A 24293-nucleotide genomic window follows, 5' to 3' on the forward strand; every position below is an offset into this window, starting at 1 on the left:
CGCCGCGCCCCTTCGGCTCACTCGCCCACGTGCGCGGCCCGGTCGAAGTCGGATGCCCATGCGCGGCCCGGTCGGGAAGCCGGATGCCTGTGCCGGGCCCGTCCGGGAGTCGGACGCGCCTCCTCGGCCCGGTCGGGGAGTCGGATGCCCGTGCTCGGCCCCCCGCGCCCTGGGCGGCATGCACCTGCTGCCCTGCGCGCATGGACGCCCGGCGCATCCGTCGAGGTGCCCGGGGCGTGGTCCGGGGCGGGGGTCGGGGCCGGTAGGCTGGTCGCATGTCCGAACCGACCGGTGCCGCCCGCCGTCGCGGGCCCTTCAAGGTCGGGGACCAGGTCCAGCTCACCGACCCCAAGGGACGCCACTACACGTTCACGCTCGAGGCCGGGAAGAACTTCCACACCCACAAGGGTTCCTTCCCGCACGACGAGCTGATCGGCGCTCCCGAGGGCAGTGTTGTCCGTACCACGGGAAACGTCGCCTACCTCGCGCTGCGCCCCCTGCTCCCCGACTACGTCCTGTCCATGCCCCGCGGCGCCGCCGTGGTCTACCCCAAGGACGCGGGGCAGATCCTGGCCTTCGCCGACATCTTCCCCGGCGCACGCGTCGTGGAGGCCGGTGTGGGCTCGGGGTCGCTGAGCAGCTTCCTCCTGCGCGCCATCGGCGACCACGGCATGCTCCACTCCTACGAGCGCCGCGCGGACTTCGCCGAGATCGCCCAGCAGAACGTGGAGCGCTACTTCGGCGGCCCGCACCCCGCCTGGCAGCTCACCGTCGGCGACCTCCAGGACAACCTCACCGACTCCGACGTCGACCGCGTCATCCTCGACATGCTCGCTCCCTGGGAGTGCCTGGAGGCCGTCTCCAAGGCGCTCGTACCCGGCGGCATCCTGTGCTGCTACGTCGCGACGACCACCCAGCTCGCGCGCACGGTCGAGTCCATCCGCGAGATCGGCTGCTTCGCCGAGCCGCAGCCCTGGGAGTCGATGATCCGCAACTGGCACGTCGAGGGACTGGCCGTGCGCCCCGACCATCGGATGATCGGCCACACCGGTTTCCTGGTCACCGCCCGCCGTCTCGCCGACGGCGTGGAGCCCCCGATGCGCCGCCGCCGCCCCGCCAAGGGCGCGTACGGCGAGGACTACGAGGGACCCAACAAGGGCTGACCCCACCCGTACAACACGTCGGCGCCGCCGTCGAGTTCCCGTACCCCGGCCGGAACTCCACGGCGGCGCCGTCGCATTGACCCCGCGTCGGCGATCCTTCCGCGCCTGGGGGCGCCCATCCCGGGCTCTTTACCGGAGGCTTACGGACCCCGCTGTTCCGGTCCCGTGTGACGTATGGCACGATGCTGGCCACCCCCACAAGCCCTGGCCTCTCAGGAGACTCCCCGCGTGCAGAACTCCGCAGCCGTCCCGGACCTCGCGCACACCCATGCCCGCCCGGTGCACTGGCTGGCCACCGCGACGGCGATGGCCGGGGTCGTGGCCGCCGCCGGCTTCGTCCAGCCCGACGCCGCCACGGCATCCCAGCATGGCTCGGCATCACGCACCGTGACAGCGCCTGCCCCCGCGCCGGCCCCCGACCCGGCAGGCGTCGAGCTGCCCCTGGAATGCGGCGGTGTCGAAAGCGTCGTCACCGAGCGGGCCACGGGCGACCTCGACGGCGACGGCGAACCGGAGACCGTCGTGGCGGCCCGGTGCGACGCCGGATCGGGCACCCCGCCCAGCGGCGTGTACGTCCTCGCGGCCGGCCGCGGGACCGCGGCGCGCGTCGTGGCGACGCTGGTTCAGCCGACAGAGAAATCCAGCGTCGACTCGCTCGCCGTACGTGACGGAGCGATCACGGCGACTCTGCTCGGCTACTCGTCGCCCGAGGTGCCGAGCTGCTGCCCCGACGAGCGGGAAAGCGTCGAATGGCGGTGGCAGGGCGGGAAGTTCGTGCGCTCGGCCCAGCCGGAAGCGCCCAGTATGTGACCGCTCACTCAGCGTCGGGGCCGTAGACCTCTACCCTGTCCGAAACTCGACGTACGTGAATGCAGTCGCCCGGGCACTCCTTGGCCGAGTCCACGACGTCGTTCAGCAGCGGCAGCGGAACGGGCGTTGTCGCGCCCGGGTCCTGGAGCAGTTCGTCGTCCGCGGACTTCACGTAGGCGAGGCCGTCGATGTCGAGCTCGAAGACCTCGGGGGCGTACTGCGCGCAGATTCCGTCGCCGGTGCAGAGGTCCTGGTCGATCCAGACCTCGAGCGCCTCGGCGGCACCGTCGGTGGGAACCTCGTGCTGCACGGTCATATCTCCTGCCGTTTCCTTCGTCGGGCGCAGCAAGTGATACAAGTCGCGCCAGCCCTGACGGGTGTTGAACGCTTCGACGATACAACCGACCGCTTTCCGATGTTGCCGGGTGGGTATCTGCTGGGTATTCCCCTGGCACGAGGGAGAGCGCAAGGGTGAAGATCGGACACACCCCTTCCGTCTTTGTGATCTAGGGGTTTCAATCACCACCCACACAGGTAGGGTCAGGAAGCGTCCAGCTCCCCTTGGAGGAGGTGAGGACCGTGGCAGCCCACGACGACGACATCAACCGCGGCATCCGGCCGGGGCGGGGGTCTGAAGACCCTGCCGGCCAGGTTGCCTATCTCGAGCAGGAAATCGCCGTCCTGCGCCGCAAGCTCGCCGACTCTCCGCGTCATACGAGGATTCTCGAGGAGCGGATCGTCGAGCTGCAGACCAACCTGGCCGGCGTGTCCGCACAGAACGAGCGACTCGCCAACACGCTCCGTGAGGCCCGCGACCAGATCGTGGCCCTCAAGGAGGAGGTCGACCGGCTCGCGCAGCCGCCGGCCGGCTTCGGTGTCTTCCTGCAGGCGAACGAGGACGGCACGTGCGACATCTTCACCGGGGGCCGCAAGCTCCGGGTGAACGTGAGCCCCAGCGTCGAGCTCGACGAGCTCCGGCGCGGCCAGGAGGTCATGCTCAACGAGGCGCTCAACGTGGTCGACGCCATGGAATTCGAGCGCGCCGGGGACATCGTCACCCTCAAGGAGATCCTGGAGGACGGCGAGCGCGCCCTGGTGCTCGGGCACACCGACGAGGAGCGGGTGGTCAGGCTCGCCGAGCCCCTGCTGGACATGACCATCCGCCCCGGCGACGCCCTGCTGCTCGAGCCGCGCTCCGGCTACGTGTACGAGGTGATCCCGAAGAGCGAGGTCGAGGAGCTCGTCCTCGAAGAGGTCCCGGACGTCGACTACGACAAGATCGGCGGCCTGGGCAACCAGATCGAGATGATCCGCGACGCGGTCGAGCTGCCCTACCTCTACCCCGACCTCTTCAAGGAGCACGAACTGCGGCCGCCGAAGGGCATCCTGCTCTACGGCCCGCCCGGATGCGGCAAGACGCTCATCGCCAAGGCCGTCGCCAACTCCCTTGCCAAGAAGGTCGCCGAGGTGACCGGTCAGCCCGCGGGGAAGAGCTACTTCCTCAACATCAAGGGCCCCGAGCTCCTCAACAAGTACGTCGGTGAGACCGAGCGGCACATCCGCCTGGTCTTCCAGCGTGCCCGGGAGAAGGCGGGCGAGGGCACCCCCGTCATCGTCTTCTTCGACGAGATGGAGTCCCTCTTCCGCACGCGTGGATCGGGCGTCAGCTCGGACGTGGAGAACACCATCGTCCCGCAGCTGCTGGCCGAGATCGACGGTGTGGAGGGCCTGGAGAACGTCATCGTCATCGGTGCCTCCAACCGCGAGGACATGATCGACCCCGCGATCCTGCGGCCCGGCCGGCTCGACGTCAAGATCAAGATCGAACGTCCGGACGCGGAGGCCGCCAAGGACATCTTCGCCAAGTACCTGACACCCTCCCTCCCGCTGCACGCCGACGACCTCGGCGAGCACAGCGGATCGAAGGACGCCGCGGCTCACGCCATGATCCAGTCGGTCGTGGAGCAGATGTACGCGGAGTCCGAGGAGAACCGCTTCCTTGAGGTCACGTACGCCAACGGCGACAAGGAAGTCCTCTACTTCAAGGACTTCAACTCCGGCGCGATGATCCAGAACATCGTCGACCGGGCCAAGAAGATGGCCATCAAGGCCTTCCTCGACCACAACCAGAAGGGCATCCGCGTCTCCCACCTGCTCCAGGCCTGCGTGGACGAGTTCAAGGAGAACGAGGACCTGCCCAACACCACCAACCCGGACGACTGGGCCCGGATCTCCGGAAAGAAGGGCGAGCGGATCGTCTTCATCCGCACCCTCGTCACCGGAAAGCAGGGCGCCGACACCGGCCGGTCCATCGACACGGTGGCGAACACCGGTCAGTACCTGTAATAGGCAGGCGTACCGGCTGCGGATGCCGCGGTCCCCGCGACGGCAGGGGGCGGGCATCCGCAGCCGGATGCTTTCCGGCCAGGTGGGACCACACCGGAGCAATGACCGAATTGATCTCCCCACCCACGCGGCGGCGTTCTAGGCTCGTCGGTACCGCCGAGTCGCGGAGTGCGGGGACGGGCACCGCACGCGCACCGGAGAGCCAGCGGTATCTGAGCGCCGCTCCCAGGTGGGAGCGCCGCCGGGCAAGGAGGGCCGCATGACCGTACGGCGAGTAATGGGCATCGAGACGGAGTACGGCATCTCCGTCCCCGGCCACCCGAACGCCAATGCCATGCTCACCTCGTCCCAGATCGTCAATGCCTACGCGGCGGCGATGCACCGGGCGCGCCGCGCCCGCTGGGACTTCGAGGAGGAGAATCCGCTGCGGGACGCCCGCGGCTTCGACCTCGCCCGCGAGGCCGCCGACTCCAGCCAGCTCACGGACGAGGACATCGGCCTGGCCAATGTGATCCTCACCAACGGCGCACGGCTCTACGTCGACCACGCCCACCCCGAGTACAGCTCGCCCGAGGTGACCAATCCGCGTGACGCCGTCCTGTGGGACAAGGCCGGCGAACGGATCATGGCCGAGGCCGCCGAGCGGGCGGCCCAGCTGCCCGGGGCGCAGCCCATCCACCTGTACAAGAACAACACCGACAACAAGGGCGCGTCCTACGGCACGCACGAGAACTACCTGATGAAGCGGGAGACCCCGTTCTCGGAGATCGTGCGCCACCTGACGCCCTTCTTCGTCTCCCGCCAGGTGATCACGGGCGCGGGCCGGGTGGGAATCGGCCAGGACGGCCACGAGCACGGCTTCCAGATCAGCCAGCGCGCCGACTACTTCGAGGTCGAAGTGGGACTCGAGACCACCCTCAAGCGCCCGATCATCAACACCCGCGACGAGCCGCACTCGGACGCCGAAAAGTACCGCCGGCTCCATGTGATCATCGGCGACGCGAACCTGTCGGAGATCTCCACGTACCTCAAGCTGGGCACCACGGCCCTGGTGCTCTCGATGATCGAGGACGGGTTCATCGCGGTCGACCTCGCGGTCGAGCAGCCCGTGCGCACGCTGCACCAGGTTTCGCATGACCCGAGCCTCCAGCACCTCGTCACGCTCCGTAGCGGTCGGACACTCACCGCCGTCCAGTTGCAGATGGAGTACTTCGAGCTCGCGCGCAAGTACGTGGAGGAGCGCTTCGGCGCCGACGCCGACGAACAGACCAAGGACGTCCTCACGCGCTGGGAGGACGCGCTCAACCGCCTCGAGAACGACCCCATGAGCCTGTCGGGCGAGCTGGACTGGGTCGCCAAGCGGGAGCTCATGGAGGGCTACCGGCGCCGCGACAGCCTGGACTGGGACGCGGCACGGCTCCACCTCGTGGACCTGCAGTACGCGGACGTGCGGCCGGACAAGGGCCTGTACAACCGTCTGGCGGCCCGCGGGAAGATGAAGCGCCTCCTGGACGAGCAGGCCGTCGAACGGGCCGAGGCCAGCCCTCCGGAGGACACCAGGGCCTATTTCCGCGGCCGCTGCCTGGAGCAGTACGCGGACGACGTGGCCGCCGCGTCCTGGGACTCGGTCATCTTCGACCTGCCCGGTCGTGACTCTCTGCAACGAGTGCCCACGCTGGAACCGCTGCGTGGTACACGTAATCATGTGAAGGAACTCCTGGACCGCTGCCGCACGGCCGAAGAGCTGGTCCGCGTGCTGTCCGGCGGCTGACCGGGGGCTGAAAGTCCTCCCGTCCGGGAATCATCGAGGTGGTCCCCGGACGTTGAGCGAAAGTGCGGGGCCGATGTCGGACCCGGCTTGTAGGGTCTGATCTTGACCGAACGAACTCACGTCAGGGCAAACCGAGCGGGGTGAGGGACATGGCGACCAAGGACACCGGCGGCGGACAGCAGAAGGCCACGCGTTCCACTGAGGAGGTCGAGGAGCAGGCGCAGGACGCGCAGGCTGCCGAAGACCTCAAGGAGCGCCAGGAGAAGCTGTCGGACGACGTCGACTCCGTACTGGACGAGATCGACGACGTCCTCGAGGAGAACGCAGAGGACTTCGTGCGCTCCTTCGTCCAAAAGGGCGGCGAGTAGCGGCGGTTGTCCGTCCCGGATTCCCCCGGCGAAAGCCGGGGGGACCGGGACGGATGACCGGCCACGGCGCGGGTAAGGTCCGTGCACAGTTCGAAAGATCGGCCCGCGCGTGCAGAGGCGGGCCGCCGCCTACCCGGAAGGAAACGCGTGGAAGCCAACCCTCGTAGCACCGGGCGTCTGCCGGCAGCCTTCCTGACGCCGGGCTCCTCGTCCTTCATGGACTTCCTCGGCGAGCACTCACCGGAGCTGCTCCCGGGCAACCGCTCGCTGCCGCCGGTGCAGGGCGCCTTCGAGGCCCCGCACGGCACCACCATCGTCGCGACGACGTTCGCCGGCGGCGTGGTGCTGGCAGGCGACCGCCGCGCCACCATGGGCAACATGATCGCCCAGCGCGACATGCAGAAGGTCTTCCCGGCCGACGAGTACTCGGCTGTGGGCATCGCCGGCACCGCCGGCCTCGCCGTGGAGATGGTCAAGCTGTTCCAGCTGGAGCTGGAGCACTTCGAGAAGGTGGAGGGCGTCCAGCTCTCCCTGGAGGGCAAGGCCAACCGCCTCTCCACCATGATCCGCAGCAACCTCGGCATGGCCATGCAGGGCCTGGCCGTGGTGCCGCTCTTCGCCGGTTACGACATCGACCGGGACAAGGGCCGCATCTTCTCGTACGACGTCACGGGCGGCCGCTCCGAGGAACAGGGGTACGCGGCCACCGGCTCCGGCTCGATCTTCGCGCGCGGCGCCATGAAGAAGCTCTACCGCGAGGACCAGACCGAGCAGCAGGCCACCACGCTGGTCGTCCAGGCGCTCTACGACGCCGCCGACGACGACTCGGCGACGGGCGGCCCGGACGTGGCCCGGCGGATCTACCCCATCGTCACGGTCATCACCGACGAGGGCTTCCGCAGGCTCACCGAGGCCGAGACCTCCGAGATCGCCAGTTCGATCCTCGAAGGCCGCCTGGCCCTCCCCGACGGCCCGCGTGCCGCGCTGCTCTGATCCATGTACTCGCCTTTGACAGAAAGGGACGGATAGCCGGTGTCGACGCCGTTCTATGTCTCACCCCAGCAGGCCATGGCCGACCGGGCGGAGTACGCCCGCAAGGGCATCGCCCGCGGCCGCAGCCTCGTCGTCATGCAGTACGCCGACGGCATCGTCTTCGTCGGCGAGAACCCGTCCCGCGCGCTGCACAAGTTCAGTGAGATCTACGACCGGATCGGCTTCGCCGCGGCCGGCAAGTACAACGAGTACGAGAACCTCCGCATCGGCGGTGTGCGCTACGCGGACCTGCGGGGATACACCTACGACCGTGACGACGTCACGGCCCGCGGCCTCGCCAACGTGTACGCGCAGACGCTCGGCACCATTTTCTCCAGCGCCGGTGAGAAGCCGTACGAGGTGGAGCTGGTCGTCGCCGAGGTCGGCGCGTCCCCCGAGGGCGACCAGATCTACCGGCTCCCGCACGACGGTTCGATCGTGGACGAGCACGGCTCGGTCGCCGTCGGCGGCAACGCCGAGCAGATCAGCAGCTTCCTCGATCAGCGGCACCGCGACGGCATGTCGCTGGCCGAGGCGCTGAAGCTCGCCGTCCAGGCCCTGTCCAGCCAGGCCAACGGAACCGACCGCGAGATCCCCGCCGAGCGCCTGGAGGTCGCGGTCCTGGACCGTACGAGGCCGCAGGCGCGGAAGTTCAAGCGGATCATCGGGCGGCAGCTCGCGCGGCTGCTGGAAGCCCAGGAGGCCGCCACGGCGCCCACCGACGCCCCCTCGGACACCGAGGACACGGAGGAGGGCACGGAGTAGCGCGCCGGGCATCCCTGTCGCCGGTGCCCCGGTCCGCCCGTGCGGTCCGGGGCACTGCTGTGCGGGGGCCGGAGGGAGCCCTCCGGCGTCAGGCGCGGCCTGCCGGGCGCAGGGTGGGCGGGCAGTGCCCAGTGGTGGATCTCGTCGCCGTGGCGGGTCAGCCAGGTGCCGTCGCCGAGCGCGGTGACGGCCGTGCCGACCCGGCGGGGATAGCGCAGCCTGCCCAGGGGCGCGAGGGTCCGCGCGTCGCAGAGCCAGTGGCGGGTGGCGGGCGGCCTGCACCGCGGGAAGACCCGGCCTACGACCAGGACGTGGGCGCCGTCGATCAGGCTGGCCGCGGTGAACTCGTCGTTCTCGGGGTCCGCCGCGAGCGCGGACAGGTCGAACAGCGCGGTCTGCTCGTCGCTCGCGGCGTCGTGCGCGGCGAGCTCGTCACGGTCGTCGTTGACGGCGATGTGCTCCGCGCGCCGCAGGGTGAGGGCCCGGCTGGTGCCGGGCACGAAACCGACGACCTCGTGCATGCCGACCCCGCCGCGGATGTGGAGTCCGTCGTGGCGGGGCTCGACCCACCAGGTCGTCCAGCTCGCCCAGGCCGTCCAGCAGGACAGCGCCATCAGGTGGCCGTCGGGGTGCCAGGCGCCGGTCGTGCCGGAGGCGATCGAGCCGACGGGCCGCTCGGCGAGGACGGCACCGGTGGCGGCCTCCAGGAGCAGCAGCGTGTCCCGGCCGTACCCGCGCTCCTCGGTGTCCGGACCCAGCGTCGGCACGACGGCGCAGACCAGGCGGCCGTCGGGGCTGACGACCGGAGCACCCGGCGGCCGCGGCCCGCGTGAGCCGTGGTGCCAGACGGGATGGGGGAGCGCCCAGCGGGTGTGCCCGTCGGGGCCGACCGCCCGGATCCGGGCGCTCTCGGCCGCGACGACCGACCCGTCGGGCAGCGAGGCGGCCCGCGCCGGACGGGGCAGCGCCAGGGAGTGCAGCAGCGACGGTCCGCCCGCGAGGAACGCCGTACGGTCGTGCAGCTCCAGCCGGTCCTCGTGCCGGACGCCGAGCCGCCCGCCGGACACGAGGTGCACCGAGCCCGCGGCTCGTACGCCGCCGAGCAGCGTCGCGTCGATCGGGCGCTGGGCGGCACTGGTCATGATCGCGATCGTTCCACGGGCCGTCGCGGCGCCTCAAGCGCGGACGCAGCGAATCGGTCAGCCGGACGGCCGGTCCTCCGTGGCCGGTCGCGGCGCGCCGTGGGACGCCGGGCGGCTGTGCGGCGGGGGCGCCGAGGAGCCGCGTACGGCCAGTTCGACCGGGAGCACGTCCTGTTCGAGCGACCGGTTGTCCAGCACCGCGAGGAGCGCCGACATGCCGCGTTCGCCGATCCGTTCCGCGGGGAGGCGGACCGTGGTGAGCTCCGGCTCCACCGCGGTGGCCAGCGCGAGGTCGTCGAAACCCGTGACCGACACGTCCTCGGGGACGCGCAGCCCGAGCCTGCGCACCGCCTTGCAGGCGCCCGCGGCCAGGATGTCGTCGTCGCAGACCAGCGCGGTCGGCCGGGGGCCCGGCGCGGTGAGTGCCCGCTCGGCCGCGGCGCGGCCGGAGTCCACGTCGAGCGCTGCCGCGACCGTCGTCAGCTCCGCGTCGGCCACGGCCGCGAGGGCCGAGCGCAGCGCCCGCGCGCGCACGTCGAACGTCCAGGAGGCGACGCCGGAGGCGAGATGGACGAACCGCCGGTGTCCCAGCCCGAGCAGATGGTCCGTCACCTGCCGCATGCCGTCGGCGATGTCCAGGTTGACGTGGGCGGCGACGCCGGTGTCCGACGGGTCGCTGTCCAGCATCACGAGCGGCAGGTCGCTGCCGCGGATCTCGGCGAGCGCACCGGCGGCCATCGAGGAGGCGATGACGCCGTCGAGAGCCGCGCGGGCGGAGGCGAACGGGTCCTTGGCGGGCCCGATGCCCTCGGGGGACGGATAGAGGACGACGCCGAAGCCGTGGCGGGCGGCGACGGCGGCCGCGCCGGTGTAGACGCGGGCGAAGAACTCGTTGGTGAGGGCCGGCACCACGAGCAGCGCCGTCCTGGTGTGTCCGAGGCGCAGATTGCGGGCGGCGAGATTGGGCCGGTACCCGATCTCCCGGGCCGCGTCGCGCACCACAGAGGCGGTGCGCTCGGAGACGCGGCCGCGCCACTTGTCGCCCAGGACCAGGGAGACCGTGGCCTGCGAGACCCCGGCGACGCGGGCCACGTCCTTGCTGGTGGGCCGGGCGGGGCCCACGTCCGGCGGAACGGGACGGCCCTCGGGGATCGGGTGTGCCATGCGGTGCCGTCCTCGGCCGCGCTGTGTTCCGCGAGCGTCCGGGGCGGCGGCACGGTGGACCCGCGGACTGTCGACATGGTACGTATGGAGGAGCACGTTATACGTAAAACCTCGGCAGCGTCCGGGGGAGAGGGGATCCCCGATGGCCGCCGGATACGCAGACATCCTCAGAGCGCCGCACGCGGCACGGCTGCTGACCGGCACCCTCGTGGGCCGGCTGCCCGCGGCCACCGCCCACATCGCCATCGTCCTGTTCACGCGCGCCGAGGGCGGCAGCTACACCCTCGCCGGCGCCCTCGCCGCCGTGTACGGAATCGCCACGGCCGTCGGACAGCCGCTGCTCGGCCGCGCCGTCGACCTGTACGGACAGCCGAGGGTCCAGTTCCCCTCCGCCGTCGTCTCGGCGCTCGGCATGCTGCTGCTGGCCGTCACCGGGACGGGCTCGCTGCCCCTCGCGTACGCCGCGGTGATCGTCGCCGGAATGTTCACGCCACCGCTCGAAGGCGGCCTGCGCGCCCTGTGGCCGAGCGTGCTCGGCCAGGAGGACCGCGTGCACCGGGCCTACGCCATGGACGCGGTCGCGCAGGAGATCATGTTCACCGTCGGCCCGTTGCTGGTCACCCTGCTGGTGTCCGTCTGGTCGCCCGCCGCCGCGCTCCTCGTCATCAACGCCATAGGCGTCGTGGGCGCCCTGTCCGTCGTGCTGTCCCAGCCGTCCCGCGCCTGGCGCTCGGCCCCCCGCGAGGCCCACTGGCTCGGCGCCCTGCGCTCGCCGGGGCTGCTCGTCCTGCTCGGCGCGTTCTTCTTCGTCGGCCTCGCGCTCGGCTCCATCACCGTCGCCGGCGTCGCCTACGCCGACGACCACGGCCGCGAGGCCGTCTATGGCTGGCTCATGGCCGCCCTCGGCCTCGGCGCCCTCGTCGGCGGCACCCTGTACGGCGCGCGGCAGTGGGCCGGAGCGCCCGAGACCAGGCTGCGGGCCATCGTCGCGCTGCTCGCCCTCGGGTACCTGCCGCTCGTGCTCACCCCCGGTGTCCTCGCGATGACCGCCCTGTCGGCGCTCGCCGGCGTCTTCCTCGCCCCCGCCATCGCCTGCGCGTTCATCGTCGTCGACCGGCACGCCCCGCGCGGCACCGTCACCGAGGCGTTCTCGTGGCTGGTGACCACCTTCGGCGTGGGCGCGGCCGTCGGTACGGCGGTCGCCGGTCCCGCCGTCGAGATCGGCGGCACCGCGTGGAGCTTCGCCGTCGCCGGCGCAGGGGGATTCGCCGCCCTGCTCGTCCTGACGGCCACTCAGCGCGTGCTCGCCGTCGCGGGCCGTACCGACGGCATTACGGGCTCGGTTCCGGACTCATTGGAAAATGATCGAAACGGGGCCGCCCAACCCGGTTTCAGTTCAGGCCGCGAGGCGTAATGTTCAGACATGGACCGCCGCATTTTCGGGCTGGAGAACGAGTACGGCGTCACGTGCACGTTCAGGGGACAGCGCCGACTGTCACCTGACGAAGTGGCGCGCTACCTCTTCCGCCGTGTCGTGTCATGGGGCCGCAGCAGCAATGTCTTTCTGCGGAACGGCGCCCGCCTGTACCTCGACGTGGGCTCGCATCCGGAATACGCAACGCCGGAATGCGACAACGTGACCGAGCTGGTCACGCACGACAAGGCCGGCGAGCGCATTCTGGAAGGCCTGCTCGTCGACGCCGAACGCCGCCTGCACGAGGAGGGAATCGCGGGCGACGTCTATCTCTTCAAGAACAACACCGACTCGGCGGGAAACTCCTACGGCTGCCACGAGAACTATCTCGTCGCCCGGCACGGCGAGTTCTCCCGGCTGGCCGACATCCTCATTCCCTTCCTCGTGACACGGCAGCTGCTCTGCGGCGCGGGCAAGGTGCTGCAGACGCCGCGCGGCGCGGTCTACTGCGTCAGCCAGCGCGCCGAGCACATCTGGGAGGGCGTCAGCTCCGCCACCACCCGATCCCGTCCGATCATCAACACCCGCGACGAACCGCACGCGGACGCCGAGCGCTACCGCCGCCTCCACGTCATCGTCGGCGACTCGAACATGTCCGAGACGACCATGCTGCTCAAGGTCGGCGCCACCGACCTCGTGCTGCGCATGATCGAGGCGGGCACCGTCATGCGCGACCTCACCCTGGAGAACCCGATCCGGGCCATCCGCGAGGTCAGCCACGACATCACCGGCCAGCGCAAGGTGCGCCTCGCCTCCGGCCGTGAGGCCTCCGCCCTGGAGGTCCAGCGGGAGTACTACGAGAAGGCCGTCGACTTCGTCGACCGCCGGGGCATCCGCACCGGCACGGTCGCCCAGGTCCTCGAGCTCTGGGGCCGCACGCTCGACGCGATCGAGACCGAGGACCTCGACCGCATCGGCACCGAGATCGACTGGGTCATGAAGTACAAGCTCCTGGAGCGCTACCGCGCCAAGCACAACATGACCATGTCGCACCCGCGGGTCGCCCAGATAGACCTCGCGTACCACGACATCCACCGCCGGCGCGGGCTCTACTACCTGCTGGAGAAGAAGGGACAGGCCGCCCGCATCTGCAACGACCTGAAGATCTTCGAGGGCAAGTCGGTGCCCCCGCAGACCACCCGGGCCCGGCTGCGCGGCGACTTCATCCGCCGTGCACAGGAGCAGCGGCGGGACTTCACGGTCGACTGGGTGCACCTCAAGCTCAACGACCAGGCGCAGCGCACCGTGCTGTGCAAGGACCCGTTCCGTTCGGTGGACGACCGCGTGGAGAAGCTCATCGCCGGCATGTGAGGCGCGTCAGCATCGACGGTCGGAACGTCACCCGGGCCCCGTACGTTTCTCGTGCGGGGCCCGTGGCACGCCCTAGAGTGTCCGCAACTACTGAGCCGTAAGAGATCTGAGGAACACGTGCGCCGACTTGCCGGCCTTCTCGTCGTGCCCCTGCTGCTGTTGTCGACAGCGGCTTGCGGCAGCGAAGACAAGGACTCCGATTCCGCTTCCACCTCGGCCGTCTCGATGACGAACGGGCTGCCCACGATCACCGCCGGCAAGAAGTTCGGCGAGAAGCCGACCCTCGCCAAGGGCGAGGGCGAGCCGCCCAAGGATTTGAAGGTCAACGTCATCAGCGAGGGCGGCGGCCCGGCCCTGAAGAAGGGCGACCTCGCCAAGGTCGACTACCTGGGGCAGCTGTGGGACGGCGACAAGCCGTTCGACAACAGCTTCGACCGCGGTGAGCCGTTCGCGGTCACGATCGGTGGCGGCGGCGTCATCGAGGGCTGGCAGAAGGCCCTGGACGGCCAGAAGGTCGGCAGCCGGATCGAGGTCTCCATCCCGCCGGAGCTCGGCTACGGCGCCCAGGGACAGGGCGAGATCCCGGCCAACGCGACGCTGGTGTTCGTGATGGACATCGTCAAGGGCACCACCCTGCCCGCCACCGCCAAGGGCAGCGAGGTCGCCCAGGACAACATCGACCTGCCCAAGGTCGGCACCAACACCGACGGCAAGGCGCCGACCATCACCGTGCCCAAGAAGGACGCGCCGACCGCGCTCGTGTCCACCTACATCATCGAGGGCACCGGACCCGCGGTGAAGGCGAGCGACACGCTGGCCGTGCAGTACAAGGGCGTCCTGTGGAAGGACGGCAAGGAGTTCGACAGCAGCTACGCCAGGGGCGGAGCGCCGGTCAACTTCCCGCTGGCACAGGTGATCCCGGGCTGGCAGAAGGGCCTGGAGGGCAAGAAGGCCGGCAGTCGTGTCCTGCTTGTCGTGCCGCCGGACATGGGCTACGGCGACCAGGAGCAGCAGGGCATCCCCGCCAAGTCCACGCTGGTCTTCTCCGTCGACATCCTGGCGGTTCTGTAAGACTGTCCCGGTTGACTCGCACCAAGAACGCAAGGAGCGACATCCGTGAGCATCGACAAGCCCGAGATCGACTTCCCGGGCGGCGAGCCGCCGGCCGACCTGGAGATCAAGGACATCTGGGTGGGCGACGGCCCGGAGGCCAAGGCGGGCGACACCGTCTCCGTCCACTACGTGGGCGTGGCCTTCTCCACCGGCGAGGAGTTCGACGCCTCGTGGAACCGCGGCACCCCGCTGCAGTTCCAGCTCGGCGCCGGCCAGGTCATCCCGGGCTGGGACCAGGGCGTTCAGGGCATGAAGGTCGGCGGCCGCCGCCAGCTGACCATCCCCGCGCACCTGGCCTACGGCGACCGCGGCGCCGGCGGCGGCCGCATCGCCCCCGGCGAGACGCTGATCTTCGTCTGCGACCTGGTCGCCGCCTGACGGAGCGTTCCACAGCGCTGCACAGCGTGACAGGGCCCGTGCCTTCCCCGGACTCCGCCCGGGGCCCAGGCACGGGCCCTCGCTTTTGTCCGGACACCCAGGGGCGGTACGGTCGACGGTCGTAAGGACTCCATCAGATGAGGTGACGGGCGTCGATGGCCATTGCCAAGGCCGAGCGGCTGATGAATCTCGCGCTGTGTCTGCTCGGGACCCGGCGCCCGCTCAGCAAGCGTGAGCTGCGCGGGTCCATCGAGGCATACGTCGAGGCCTTCCGGCCGGGCGAGGGCGCGGCCGGCTCCGACGACTCCTTCAACAGGATGTTCGAGCGCGACAAGGACGATCTGCGCGAACTCGGCCTGGTCATCGAGACGGTGGAGTCCCTCGACGGCGAGATCGGCTACCTCGCCCGCCGCGACAGCAACCGTCTGCCCCCGATCACCCTCGACGCCGAGGAGGCCGCCGCCCTGGGCCTGGCCGCCAAGGTGTGGCAGCAGGCCCGCCTCGCCGGCGCCGCCAGCGGCGCCCTGCAGAAGCTGCGCGCGGCCGGCATGCCCGAGACCGAGGACGCCTACGAGGCGCACCACAGCGCCCTCGAACCCCGCATCCCCGTCCACGAGTCGGCGTTCGAGCCGCTGATGCTCGCCTGCCGCGACCGCCGCCCGGTCCTCTTCGACTACCGCAAGGCCAACGCCGCGCAGCCCGAGAAGCGCCATGTCGAGCCGTGGGCCCTCGAATGCTGGCGCGGCCACTGGTACCTGGCCGGTCACGACCGCGGGCGCGGGGCCGAGCGGGTCTTCCGGCTGTCCCGGATCACCGGCAAGGTCCGTTCCTCGCGGTCCGGCGCCTTCACCGTGCCCGTGCCCGACGTCGTCACCGTACGGGAGACCGTCGAGAGCTGGGCGGGGGAGACCGCCACCCGTTCCGCCCGGATCCGCCTGCGCTCCGGCTGCGGATACCCGCTGCGCTCACGGGCCACGGCCGTACGGGAACTCGGCGACGGCTGGGACGAGTTGGAGATTCCGTACGGACACGGACTGGACGCCTGGCTCGTCGAGTTCGGCCCGGACGTCGTCGTGCTGGAGCCCGCGGACCTGCGGGCCGACGTGGTGGACCGGCTGCGTGCCGTGGCCAAGGGCTGAGGGGGACGACCATGGCCGCGAACGCCATCGACCAGACCCGGCGCATGCTGTCGCTGGTGACGTATCTGCGTGAGCGCCCCGGCGCGCGCGTCGCCGACGTGGCCCGCGCCTTCGGCATCAGCGAGGACGAGCTGATCTCCGACCTCGACGTCCTGCCCATGTGCGGGACCAGCTTCCGCGGCGGCGACCTGCTGGACATCGACACCGACGGCGAGCGCATCTGGTGGCGCAACCCCGATGCCTCCGGCGAGTCCACCGCGGAGCCGCTGCGACTGGCCGCCGACGAGGCGACCGCGCTCCTCGTGGCGGCGCGGGCCGTCGCCACCCTGCCCGGCCTGCGGGAGGGCGACCGGGACGCCCTGTTGCGGGCCACCGCGAAGATCGAGGGCGCCGCCGGCGAGGCAGCCGGAGCGAGCTCCAGGCTGTCGGTGACCTTCGAGTCCGAGGGCGGCGTCTTCGCCGACGTCGACCGGGCCATCTCCGAGCGCCGCCGGCTGTGGCTGCGCTACTACTCGCCGGCGCGCGACGAGCTCACCGAGCGCGAGGTCGACCCCATCCGCCTCTTCGCCGTCGGCCACACGTACATGGAGGCGTGGTGCCGCCTCTCCGAGGCGCGCCGGACCTTCCGGCTGGACCGCGTGGCCGAGATCCGGCTCCTCGACGCCCCGGCCGCGCCGCCCGAGATCGAACTGCGCGACCTGTCCGAAGGGCTCGTGCAGCCCTCCGCCGACGACCCCGAGGTGATCGTCGAGGTCGGCCCCGGCGGACGCTGGGTCGCCGAGTACTACCCGCACGACAGCGCCGAGGAGCTGGCCGACGGGGGACTGCGCATCACCCTGCGTACACCGGCGCCCGCCTCCCTGCGCAGGCTCGCGCTGCGGCTGGGCCGGGACGGGCGGATCGTCTCCCCGCCGGAGCTGGCTGCCAGCGCGCGGGCAGCGGCACAGGAGGCGCTCGCCGCCTACGACGGCGAGGACCGAGGAGCCATCGCGTGACCGTGCTGCCCACCGTCCCGGACGCCGCCCTGCCGGTCCTCTTCAAGGCCGCCTGCCCCGACTGCCGGGCGCGGTTCGAGCTGTCCGCGGGCGCCCTGCGGCTGGCGATCGGCGGCAGCCGCCGTACCACCTTCTACTCGTTCACCTGCCCCGAGTGCGGCTCCGCCGTCCGCAAGCCGGCCGGCGAGCGCATCGTCGAGCTGCTGACCGGCGGCGGCGTGCGCACCCTGCGCCTGCACAGCACCGGCTGAGGACGGTCTAGGCTCGTCGCATGTTCTGGCCCATGCTCGCCATCGCCCTCGGTTTCCTCGGCGTCGCCGTCCTGGGCGTCCTCGGTATCAAGGTCTTCGTCGAGGCCCAGCGCCTGGGCCGTGAGGTCGCCCGCACCGCCGAGCGGATCGACCGGGCGGCCGAGGACCTGGAGCGGGCGGCGACATGCCTCGCGCAGACCGGGAAGACGCTGCGCTGAGCCGCCCCGGGACGGTGGACGGAGATCACCGACGCACTCTGCTGCGGCGCTGATCCGAGCGGTACGCTGCTGGTGGCGGCACCGGAGATGAGGCGCCGACCGCTGACGGGTGTATGCACAGGGATTGCCCTGCGTTTACCCGTCCGAGTTACGATCGCTGGCGGTCGCTCTCGGACGTCGGTCCGAGGCGGCCCGAAGCCAAAGCCCCAAGCCGCCTCGGTGAGAAGGTAGACACAGTTATGTTCCGACAGATCGGCCCCACCGAGATCATCATCATCGCGCTGCTCATCCTCCTGCTGTTCGGGGCGAAGAAGCTTCCCGACATGGCGCGTTCGCTGGGCAAGTCCGCCCGCATCCTCAAGAGCGAGGCCAAGGCGATGAAGTCGGAGGGGCAGCCCTCGGCGACGCCCGCCGAGCCGAAGGACCCGGCTCAGGGCCAGACCGCGCCCCGCACGATCCAGGCCGCGCCCGGCGATGTCACCAGCGCTCGCCCGGTGAACGAGTCCACCGACACCCCCCAGCGCTGACCCAAGGCCACCCGGTGGTGGCCTGCCGCACGAGATGAGGACGTGGGTTGCTCAAGTCTGCCCGCTCGAATCAGCAGGAGAAGGACCCCGAGGGGCGGATGCCGCTCGCGGACCATCTGCGTGAGCTCCGTAACAGGCTCGCGAAGGCCATGCTGGCGATCGTCATCGCCTCGGTCGTCGCGGTGGCCTACAGCCAGGAGCTGATGGAGTTCCTCACCTCGCCCGTGCCGGAGTGCGGGAACGACGGCCCGAAGACCGGCGGGGTGTGCGCCACCGTCGTCTACACCGACCTGCTGTCGCCGTTCACCACGACGGTCAAGGTGGTGCTCATGGCGGGCATCGTCGCCTCCTGCCCGATCTGGCTCTACCAGTTGTGGGCCTTCGTCGCCCCGGGCCTGCACAAGAACGAGAAGAAGTACAGCTACTACTTCGCCGCCGCGGCGGCCCCGCTGTTCGCCCTGGGCGTCTACTTCGCGTACCTGATCATGCCGGTGAGCATGAAGGTGCTGCTCTCCATCACCCCGGCCCCGGCGGAGAACCTGCTCAGCGTCGACAAGATCCTGGACTTCACCGTCCGGATGGTCCTGATCTTCGGCTTCTCCTTCGAACTGCCGCTCCTGCTGATCATGCTGAACCTGACGGGCATCGTGACCGGACGACGCATGCTCGGCTGGTGGCGGGCCGCCGTCATGGGCATCTTCGTCTTCGGTGCGATCGCCACGCCTTCCACCGACCCGCTGGGCATGGTGGCGCTCTCCGGCCCGATCATCCTGCTCTACTTCCTCGCCGTCGGCTTCTCGCTCCTCAACGACCGCCGCAGGCGCCGCAACGACCCCGACGCCGGGCTCGACGACGACGAGGCGTCCGACCTCGACCTGACGCCCTCGGAGATCGGCGAGGTGGAGACGGTCCCGGCGGCCCGCGCGCTGCCCGAGCAGGCGACCGGCGACGCCGACGGCGGCCGCTCGAACCGGCTCAACGGATACGACGACATCACCTGATCCGTAGTCGCCGACGCACGCAAGGTGAGGGGCCGAGGGAGAAATCCTCGGCCCCTCCTCGCGTGCAAACGGCGCCCGGCGCGGGTACCGGCAGGGGTAGATGCGCCCGTCGTTAAAGATCCGCTCACTGTCAGAGGGGGCGGGTAGGCTCATGAGCAAGATGACCGAGGATCTCTCTCCCGCCGAGCGCTATGCCGCCGCACGCGTCCGCGCTGCTGAGGAGGCCACCGCACTGGCCCCCTTCCGCGCGTTGTACGACTTCGACCTCGATCCGTTCCAGATCGAGGCATGCCAGGCCCTGGAGGCGGGCAAGGGCGTGCTCGTCGCCGCGCCCACCGGCTCGGGCAAGACCATCGTGGGCGAGTTCGCCGTCCACCTGGCCCTCGCCCAGGGCCGCAAGTGCTTCTACACCACGCCCATCAAGGCCCTGTCCAACCAGAAGTACGCGGATCTCGTCAGGCGCTACGGCGCGCAGAAGGTCGGCCTGCTCACCGGGGACAACAGTGTCAACTCCGAGGCGCCCGTGGTCGTCATGACCACCGAGGTCCTGCGGAACATGCTGTACGCGGGCTCCCAGTCGCTCATGGGCCTGGGCTATGTGGTCATGGACGAGGTCCACTACCTCTCCGACCGTTTCCGTGGCGCCGTCTGGGAGGAAGTGATCATCCACCTCCCCGAGTCCGTGACACTCGTGTCACTGTCCGCGACCGTGTCCAACGCGGAGGAGTTCGGCGACTGGCTGGACACCGTGCGCGGCGACACCGAGGTGATCGTCTCCGAGGAGCGGCCCGTCCCGCTGTGGCAGCACGTCATGGCAGGCCGCCGGATGTACGACCTCTTCGAGGAGGGCACCGACCACGGCGGCCGCGGCCGGAGTCGGCGCGAGGTGAACCCCGACCTGGTGCGCCTGGCCCGCATGGAGAACCAGCGCACGTACAACCCCCGTGACCGGCGCCGCGGGAAGACGGTCCGCGAGGCCGACCGCGAGCGCGAGCGGCGCCAGCGCAGCCGCATCTGGACGCCCGGCAGGCCCGAGGTCATCGACCGGCTGGACGCCGAAGGGCTGCTGCCCGCCATTACGTTCATCTTCAGCCGTGCGGCCTGCGAGGCCGCCGTGCAGCAGTGCCTGTACGCGGGCCTGAGGCTCAACGACGACGAGGCGCGCGCCAGAGTGCGCGACATCGTCGAGCAGCGCACGGCCGCCATCCCCACCGAGGACCTCCACGTCCTCGGCTACTACGAGTGGCTCGAAGGTCTAGAGCGGGGCATCGCCGCCCACCACGCGGGCATGCTGCCGACCTTCAAGGAGGTCGTGGAGGAGCTGTTCGTACAGGGCCTGGTGAAGGCGGTGTTCGCCACGGAGACGCTGGCACTCGGCATCAACATGCCCGCCCGCTCGGTGGTGTTGGAGAAGCTCGTCAAGTGGAACGGCGAGCAGCACGCGGACATCACCCCCGGTGAGTACACCCAGTTGACCGGCCGGGCCGGCCGGCGCGGCATCGACGTCGAGGGGCACGCCGTCGTCCTGTGGCAGCGCGCCATGGACCCGGAGGCGCTCGCCGGGCTCGCCGGCACCCGCACGTATCCGCTGCGCTCCAGCTTCAAGCCGTCGTACAACATGGCGGTCAACCTGGTGCAGCAGTTCGGCCGGCACCGCTCGCGCGAGCTGCTGGAGACGTCCTTCGCGCAGTTCCAGGCGGACCGGTCGGTGGTCGGCATCTCCCGCCAGGTCCAGCGCAACGAGGAGGGCCTGCAGGGTTACCGGGAGGGCATGACCTGCCACCTCGGCGACTTCGAGGAGTACGCACGGCTGCGCCGCGACCTCAAGGACCGCGAGACGGAGCTGGCCAAGCAGGGCGCGGCGCAGCGCCGGGCGGCGGCCGCCGCCTCGCTGGAGAAGCTCAAGCCGGGAGACGTCATCCACGTCCCGACCGGCAAGTTCGCGGGCCTCGCGCTGGTGCTGGACCCGGGGCTGCCCGCGGGGCGGACCAACGGACACCGCGGCGGCTTCGAATACCACGACGGGCCGCGCCCGTTGGTGCTCACGGCCGAGCGCCAGGTCAAGCGGCTGGCGTCCATAGATTTCCCGGTGCCCGTCGAGGCACTGGAGCGGATGCGCATCCCGAGGTCGTTCAACGCCCGGTCCCCGCAGTCCCGGCGCGACCTGGCCTCCGCCCTGCGCACCAAGGCCGGCCGCATCGTGCCCGACCGGCGCCGCACGTCGCGGTCGCCCGCGGCGGACGACCGTGAAATCGCGCGCCTGCGCGCCGAGTTGCGCGCGCACCCCTGCCACGGCTGTGACGAGCGCGAGGACCACGCCCGCTGGGCCGAGCGCTACCACCGCCTGAAGCGCGACACCCGCCAGCTGGAGCGCCGGATCGAGGGGCGTACGAACACGATCGCGCGGACCTTCGACCGGATCGTCGCCCTGCTGACCGAGATGGACTATCTGCGGGGCAACGAGGTCACGGAGCACGGCAAGCGGCTCGCCCGGCTGTACGGCGAGCTGGACCTGCTGGCGAGCGAATGCCTGCGCGACCGCGTTTGGGAGGGACTCAACCCCGCCGAACTGGCCGCGTGCGTCTCGGCGTTGGTCTACGAGGCGCGGCAGGCGGACGACGCGGTGGCGCCCAAGGTGCCCTCGGGCCGGGCGAAGACCGCGCTGGCCGAGATGGTCCGCATCTGGGGCCGGCTCGACGCCCTGGAGGAGGAGTTCAAGATCAACCAGGCGGAGGGGGTCGGGCAGCGCGAGCCGGACCTCGGCTTCGCCTGGGCCGCGTACCAGTGGGCGTCGGACAAGGGGCTCGACGAGGTGCTGCGCGAGGCGGAGATGCCCGCGGGAGACTTCGTGCGCTGGTGCAAGCAGGTCATCGACGTCCTCGGCCAGATAGCCGCGGCCGCTCCCCACGAGAACAGCACCGTCGCGAAGAACGCCCGCAAGGCGGTCGACGCGCTGCTGCGGGGCGTTGTGGCCTACAGCTCGGTGGGCTGAGACCGGAGGGATCGGCTGGGACCAGGGGCCGGGCTCCACGCGACGGTGGGCCCGGCCGCGCCCGTCTCAGCTCCAGAACCGGTCTTCCTCGTCGATGTCCTCGGTGCACTGGTCGATGTCGGTGACCTTGCCGCCGACGATCGTGAAGAACAGCCCCTGGCGGATCTCGAGGCCGTGGTCGCCCCGGTCGCCACGGGACGTGTGGAAGGACATGACGTGTCCGCGGCCGTCGGCGAGCACCGCGTCCAGCTGGACCTGCATGGTGCCGTTGGTCTCCTCGCCCATGCGGCGGAAGCGATCGAGAATGGCATCGCGTCCCTTGTGGTGCCCGGAGAGCAGGTTGTTGCCCGGGACGTGGTAGACCGCGTCCTCCGTCATCAGGGAGCTCAGCGTCTCCATGTCGCCTTCGCTGAACGCTGCGTAACCCTTGCGGACCAGGGCGCAGTCGGGGTGCTCAGACATGGCGAACCACACCTTTCGTGCCTGTTCCTCCTGTTTGTCCAATCATCTGCCGGGTCCGACGGACTGTCCACGCCGTGGAATCCGGCCAGCGACCGGGCCAGTTCGGTGAGCTGGGCCGACCCCGGCACCCGGTCGCTCCAGCCGGGCAGTGGCACGTGCAGCGCCCGTATCCAGCGCACGGGCACGGCCCCGATGCCGTGCACCGCACCGGCCAGCGCGCCGGTGACGGCGGCGACGGTGTCCGCGAGCCTGACCCCGCAGCGCCTGCCACGTCACCAGGGCGAACACGGCGGCGTACGTCCCGGAGGCGACCAGGACGAGGCGGAGGCGGACGCGTTCGTCGGCGAGGCGGGCGAAGCGTGGGGCGAGGGCGACGAGCAGGAACACGACGAAGGGCAGCACCTGGAGGGCGTGCAGCCCCACGAAGTGCGCGATGCGCAGATCGCCGCCGGTCGTCTCCCAGCCTGTCAACGGCATCGACGGGCCGCCGTCCGCGACCCCCACGCCATGCGCGCCGACGACGTCGGCGGTGCCGTGCTCCAGCTGCACCCGCTGCTCCGGCGTGGGCCGCGCCATCATGAAGCCAAGGACTGCGCCGCTCAGCGCCAGTACCGTGCCGCAGCGCATCGCCCAGGCGGACGCGCGGTCCGCGAGCTTCGCGCGGAACAGCAGGGCGGCGATGAGCAGGGTGGCGGCCCACAGGACGACGACCGTCACCGCCATGGCGTCGAACACGGCCTTGTCGAAAGGCGTTTCGTTGTTGAAGTGGCTGCGCCTGCCGCGCGCCGCCTGGCCGGTGATCAGGATCATCTCGATCGCGCTGGTCACGGCGACGACGGTGCCACCCCACCAGCCGACCCGCCGGAAGCGGGGCAGCAGGGACAGTATCCAGGCGAGCGAGAGCGCGTAGGCGACGAACGACACCGAGAACTTGAACGGCTTGAACCAGACCGGCGCGCCGGCGACGACCCGGTCGTCGACGGCCAGGCCCACGGCCGAGACGACGGCGAGCGCCGCCATCGACGCGGCGAACGTGAGCAGTGGCCGGTGCCACGACGTCCATGCGGACATGGAGACCCCCCAGAGTGGTTGTGGATAGTGAGACTATCCGCTATCTGATAGGGAGACTATCTATGATGGATGCGGTGATGGCAAGGGCGGAAAGGTGGACACGCGGTGCGCATCGGTGAGTTGAGCCGCAGGACCGGGGTGTCGGTCCCCACGATCAAGTACTACGTGCGGGAAGGACTCCTGCCCGCGGGAGAGTTGAGCAGCCCGAACCAGGCCAGCTACGACGACCGGCACGAACGCAGACTGCGCCTGATCCGGGCGCTCCTCGACGTCGGAGGGCTGTCCGTGGCGGCGATCCGGGACGTGATCGCGGCGGTCGACGACCCGGACAGGTCGGTGCACAAGGTGCTGGGGGAGGCCGCGCACCGGATCACTCCGCGGTACGCGCAGGTCGATGACGACGCGTCACTCGCGGCGGCGCGGGAGCGGGTCGGGCAGCTGATCGCCCGGCGGGGCTGGCAGGTCCACGTCTGCGACCCGGCGGCCACGGCCCTGGCCGAGACGCTGGCGGCACTGGACCGCGTGGGCCACGGGGCGTTCGCGGAGGTGCTCGACGACTACGCCGACGCGGCCGACCGGGTGGCCGACGCGGACCTGGCGTACGCGGCCGGCAGGGCGGGTCTGGACGACCTGGTGGAGGGAGTGGTGGTCGGTACGGTCCTGGGCGACGCGATGCTGGCCTCCCTGCGCCGCCTGGCCCAGACGCACCGCTCGGCAACGATGTACGAGTCCTAGCCGGGGATACGCCCACCCGAGCGGCGGCCGCTCGTCACCGTGCTGACGCAGGCGCCTCGTCGCGG

23 protein-coding genes are annotated in these 24293 nt (G+C 70.7%); 19 read left to right on the plus strand and 4 right to left on the minus strand.

Annotated elements, in window-relative coordinates; all coding sequences use genetic code 11:
* The first annotated feature begins 275 nt into the window (after nt 1-275).
* Together ACLB9X_RS27025 and ACLB9X_RS27030 are read left to right on the plus strand one after the other, a co-directional pair.
* Complete coding sequence (locus tag ACLB9X_RS27025) at nt 276-1163, plus strand: tRNA (adenine-N1)-methyltransferase (RefSeq protein WP_177151017.1); 888 nt, start codon at nt 276-278, stop codon at nt 1161-1163.
* A gap of 228 nt (nt 1164-1391) precedes the next feature.
* On the plus strand, nt 1392-1973 hold the full coding sequence (locus tag ACLB9X_RS27030; protein WP_410363017.1) for a hypothetical protein: 582 nt from the start codon (nt 1392-1394) through the stop codon (nt 1971-1973).
* 4 nt (nt 1974-1977) lie between these two features.
* Here the strand turns inward: ACLB9X_RS27030 and ACLB9X_RS27035 are convergent, their stop codons facing one another.
* Nucleotides 1978-2289, minus strand: coding sequence for a ferredoxin (locus tag ACLB9X_RS27035; RefSeq protein ID WP_410363018.1), 312 nt, complete (start codon nt 2287-2289; stop codon nt 1978-1980).
* A 263-nt stretch (nt 2290-2552) separates the two neighbouring features.
* On the opposite strand from ACLB9X_RS27035, the gene arc reads away from it, so the two are divergent.
* The 5 genes from arc to prcA all read left to right on the plus strand — a co-directional run bounded on the left by arc (nt 2553) and on the right by prcA (nt 8255).
* Nucleotides 2553-4319: a proteasome ATPase gene (gene arc / locus ACLB9X_RS27040; protein WP_410363019.1), complete on the plus strand. Its 1767-nt coding sequence runs from the start codon at nt 2553-2555 to the stop codon at nt 4317-4319.
* Between the two features lie 259 nt (nt 4320-4578).
* Nucleotides 4579-6090 (plus strand): depupylase/deamidase Dop, encoded by a 1512-nt coding sequence (dop, locus tag ACLB9X_RS27045; RefSeq protein WP_410363020.1) that lies wholly within the window; start codon nt 4579-4581, stop codon nt 6088-6090.
* 149 nt (nt 6091-6239) lie between these two features.
* Nucleotides 6240-6458, plus strand: a complete 219-nt coding sequence (locus tag ACLB9X_RS27050) for a ubiquitin-like protein Pup (protein WP_030879180.1) — start codon at nt 6240-6242, stop codon at nt 6456-6458.
* Between the two features lie 147 nt (nt 6459-6605).
* Nucleotides 6606-7451, plus strand: a complete 846-nt coding sequence (prcB, locus tag ACLB9X_RS27055) for a proteasome subunit beta (protein ID WP_410363021.1) — start codon at nt 6606-6608, stop codon at nt 7449-7451.
* Nucleotides 7452-7490: 39 nt separating this feature from the next.
* A complete protein-coding gene (prcA, locus tag ACLB9X_RS27060) occupies nt 7491-8255 on the plus strand; it encodes a proteasome subunit alpha (protein ID WP_410363022.1) in 765 nt (254 codons plus the stop codon).
* Nucleotides 8256-9454: 1199 nt separating this feature from the next.
* On the opposite strand, the gene ACLB9X_RS27065 is transcribed toward prcA, so the two are convergent.
* Nucleotides 9455-10561, minus strand: coding sequence for a LacI family DNA-binding transcriptional regulator (locus ACLB9X_RS27065; protein ID WP_410363023.1), 1107 nt, complete (start codon nt 10559-10561; stop codon nt 9455-9457).
* A gap of 142 nt (nt 10562-10703) precedes the next feature.
* Here ACLB9X_RS27065 and ACLB9X_RS27070 point away from each other — a divergent pair, with 142 nt between their 5' ends.
* From ACLB9X_RS27070 to ACLB9X_RS27120, 11 genes are all read left to right on the plus strand, one after another.
* Nucleotides 10704-11975 carry an MFS transporter gene (locus ACLB9X_RS27070; protein WP_410363024.1) on the plus strand — a complete coding sequence of 424 codons (1272 nt, stop codon included), beginning with the start codon at nt 10704-10706 and terminating at the stop codon, nt 11973-11975.
* A gap of 9 nt (nt 11976-11984) precedes the next feature.
* The gene (gene pafA / locus ACLB9X_RS27075) at nt 11985-13346 is read left to right on the plus strand and encodes a Pup--protein ligase (protein ID WP_307716319.1); all 1362 of its coding nucleotides are present in this window, start codon (nt 11985-11987) and stop codon (nt 13344-13346) included.
* Between the two features lie 117 nt (nt 13347-13463).
* On the plus strand, nt 13464-14417 hold the full coding sequence (locus ACLB9X_RS27080) for an FKBP-type peptidyl-prolyl cis-trans isomerase (protein WP_410363025.1): 954 nt from the start codon (nt 13464-13466) through the stop codon (nt 14415-14417).
* 45 nt (nt 14418-14462) lie between these two features.
* Entirely contained in the window at nt 14463-14837 is a 375-nt protein-coding gene (locus ACLB9X_RS27085; protein WP_410363026.1) for an FKBP-type peptidyl-prolyl cis-trans isomerase, read from the plus strand.
* 155 nt (nt 14838-14992) lie between these two features.
* Nucleotides 14993-15976, plus strand: a complete 984-nt coding sequence (locus tag ACLB9X_RS27090; RefSeq protein ID WP_410363027.1) for a helix-turn-helix transcriptional regulator — start codon at nt 14993-14995, stop codon at nt 15974-15976.
* 11 nt (nt 15977-15987) lie between these two features.
* Nucleotides 15988-16971, plus strand: coding sequence for a helix-turn-helix transcriptional regulator (locus ACLB9X_RS27095; RefSeq protein WP_410363028.1), 984 nt, complete (start codon nt 15988-15990; stop codon nt 16969-16971).
* A complete protein-coding gene (locus tag ACLB9X_RS27100) occupies nt 16968-17222 on the plus strand; it encodes a hypothetical protein (RefSeq protein WP_410363029.1) in 255 nt (84 codons plus the stop codon). The genes ACLB9X_RS27095 and ACLB9X_RS27100 overlap by 4 nt, the downstream gene beginning before the upstream one ends.
* Nucleotides 17223-17242: 20 nt before the next feature.
* Nucleotides 17243-17440, plus strand: coding sequence for a hypothetical protein (locus ACLB9X_RS27105; RefSeq protein WP_410363030.1), 198 nt, complete (start codon nt 17243-17245; stop codon nt 17438-17440).
* Between the two features lie 239 nt (nt 17441-17679).
* Nucleotides 17680-17967 carry a Sec-independent protein translocase subunit TatA gene (tatA, locus tag ACLB9X_RS27110; RefSeq protein WP_410363031.1) on the plus strand — a complete coding sequence of 96 codons (288 nt, stop codon included), beginning with the start codon at nt 17680-17682 and terminating at the stop codon, nt 17965-17967.
* Between the two features lie 47 nt (nt 17968-18014).
* Nucleotides 18015-18968: a twin-arginine translocase subunit TatC gene (gene tatC / locus ACLB9X_RS27115; protein ID WP_410363032.1), complete on the plus strand. Its 954-nt coding sequence runs from the start codon at nt 18015-18017 to the stop codon at nt 18966-18968.
* 160 nt (nt 18969-19128) lie between these two features.
* Nucleotides 19129-21960 (plus strand): DEAD/DEAH box helicase, encoded by a 2832-nt coding sequence (locus tag ACLB9X_RS27120; RefSeq protein WP_410363046.1) that lies wholly within the window; start codon nt 19129-19131, stop codon nt 21958-21960.
* Between the two features lie 66 nt (nt 21961-22026).
* Here the strand turns inward: ACLB9X_RS27120 and ACLB9X_RS27125 are convergent, their stop codons facing one another.
* Both ACLB9X_RS27125 and ACLB9X_RS27130 read right to left on the minus strand, forming a co-directional pair.
* A complete protein-coding gene (locus ACLB9X_RS27125) occupies nt 22027-22422 on the minus strand; it encodes a nuclear transport factor 2 family protein (RefSeq protein ID WP_410363033.1) in 396 nt (131 codons plus the stop codon).
* Between the two features lie 42 nt (nt 22423-22464).
* Nucleotides 22465-23493, minus strand: coding sequence for a hypothetical protein (locus ACLB9X_RS27130; RefSeq protein WP_410363034.1), 1029 nt, complete (start codon nt 23491-23493; stop codon nt 22465-22467).
* A 105-nt stretch (nt 23494-23598) separates the two neighbouring features.
* On the opposite strand from ACLB9X_RS27130, the gene ACLB9X_RS27135 reads away from it, so the two are divergent.
* Entirely contained in the window at nt 23599-24228 is a 630-nt protein-coding gene (locus ACLB9X_RS27135; RefSeq protein WP_410363035.1) for a MerR family transcriptional regulator, read from the plus strand.
* Nucleotides 24229-24293: the final 65 nt, after the last annotated feature.

Source organism: Streptomyces sp. 5K101 (assembly GCF_046506645.1).
Taxonomy (GTDB): Bacteria; Actinomycetota; Actinomycetes; order Streptomycetales; family Streptomycetaceae; genus Streptomyces.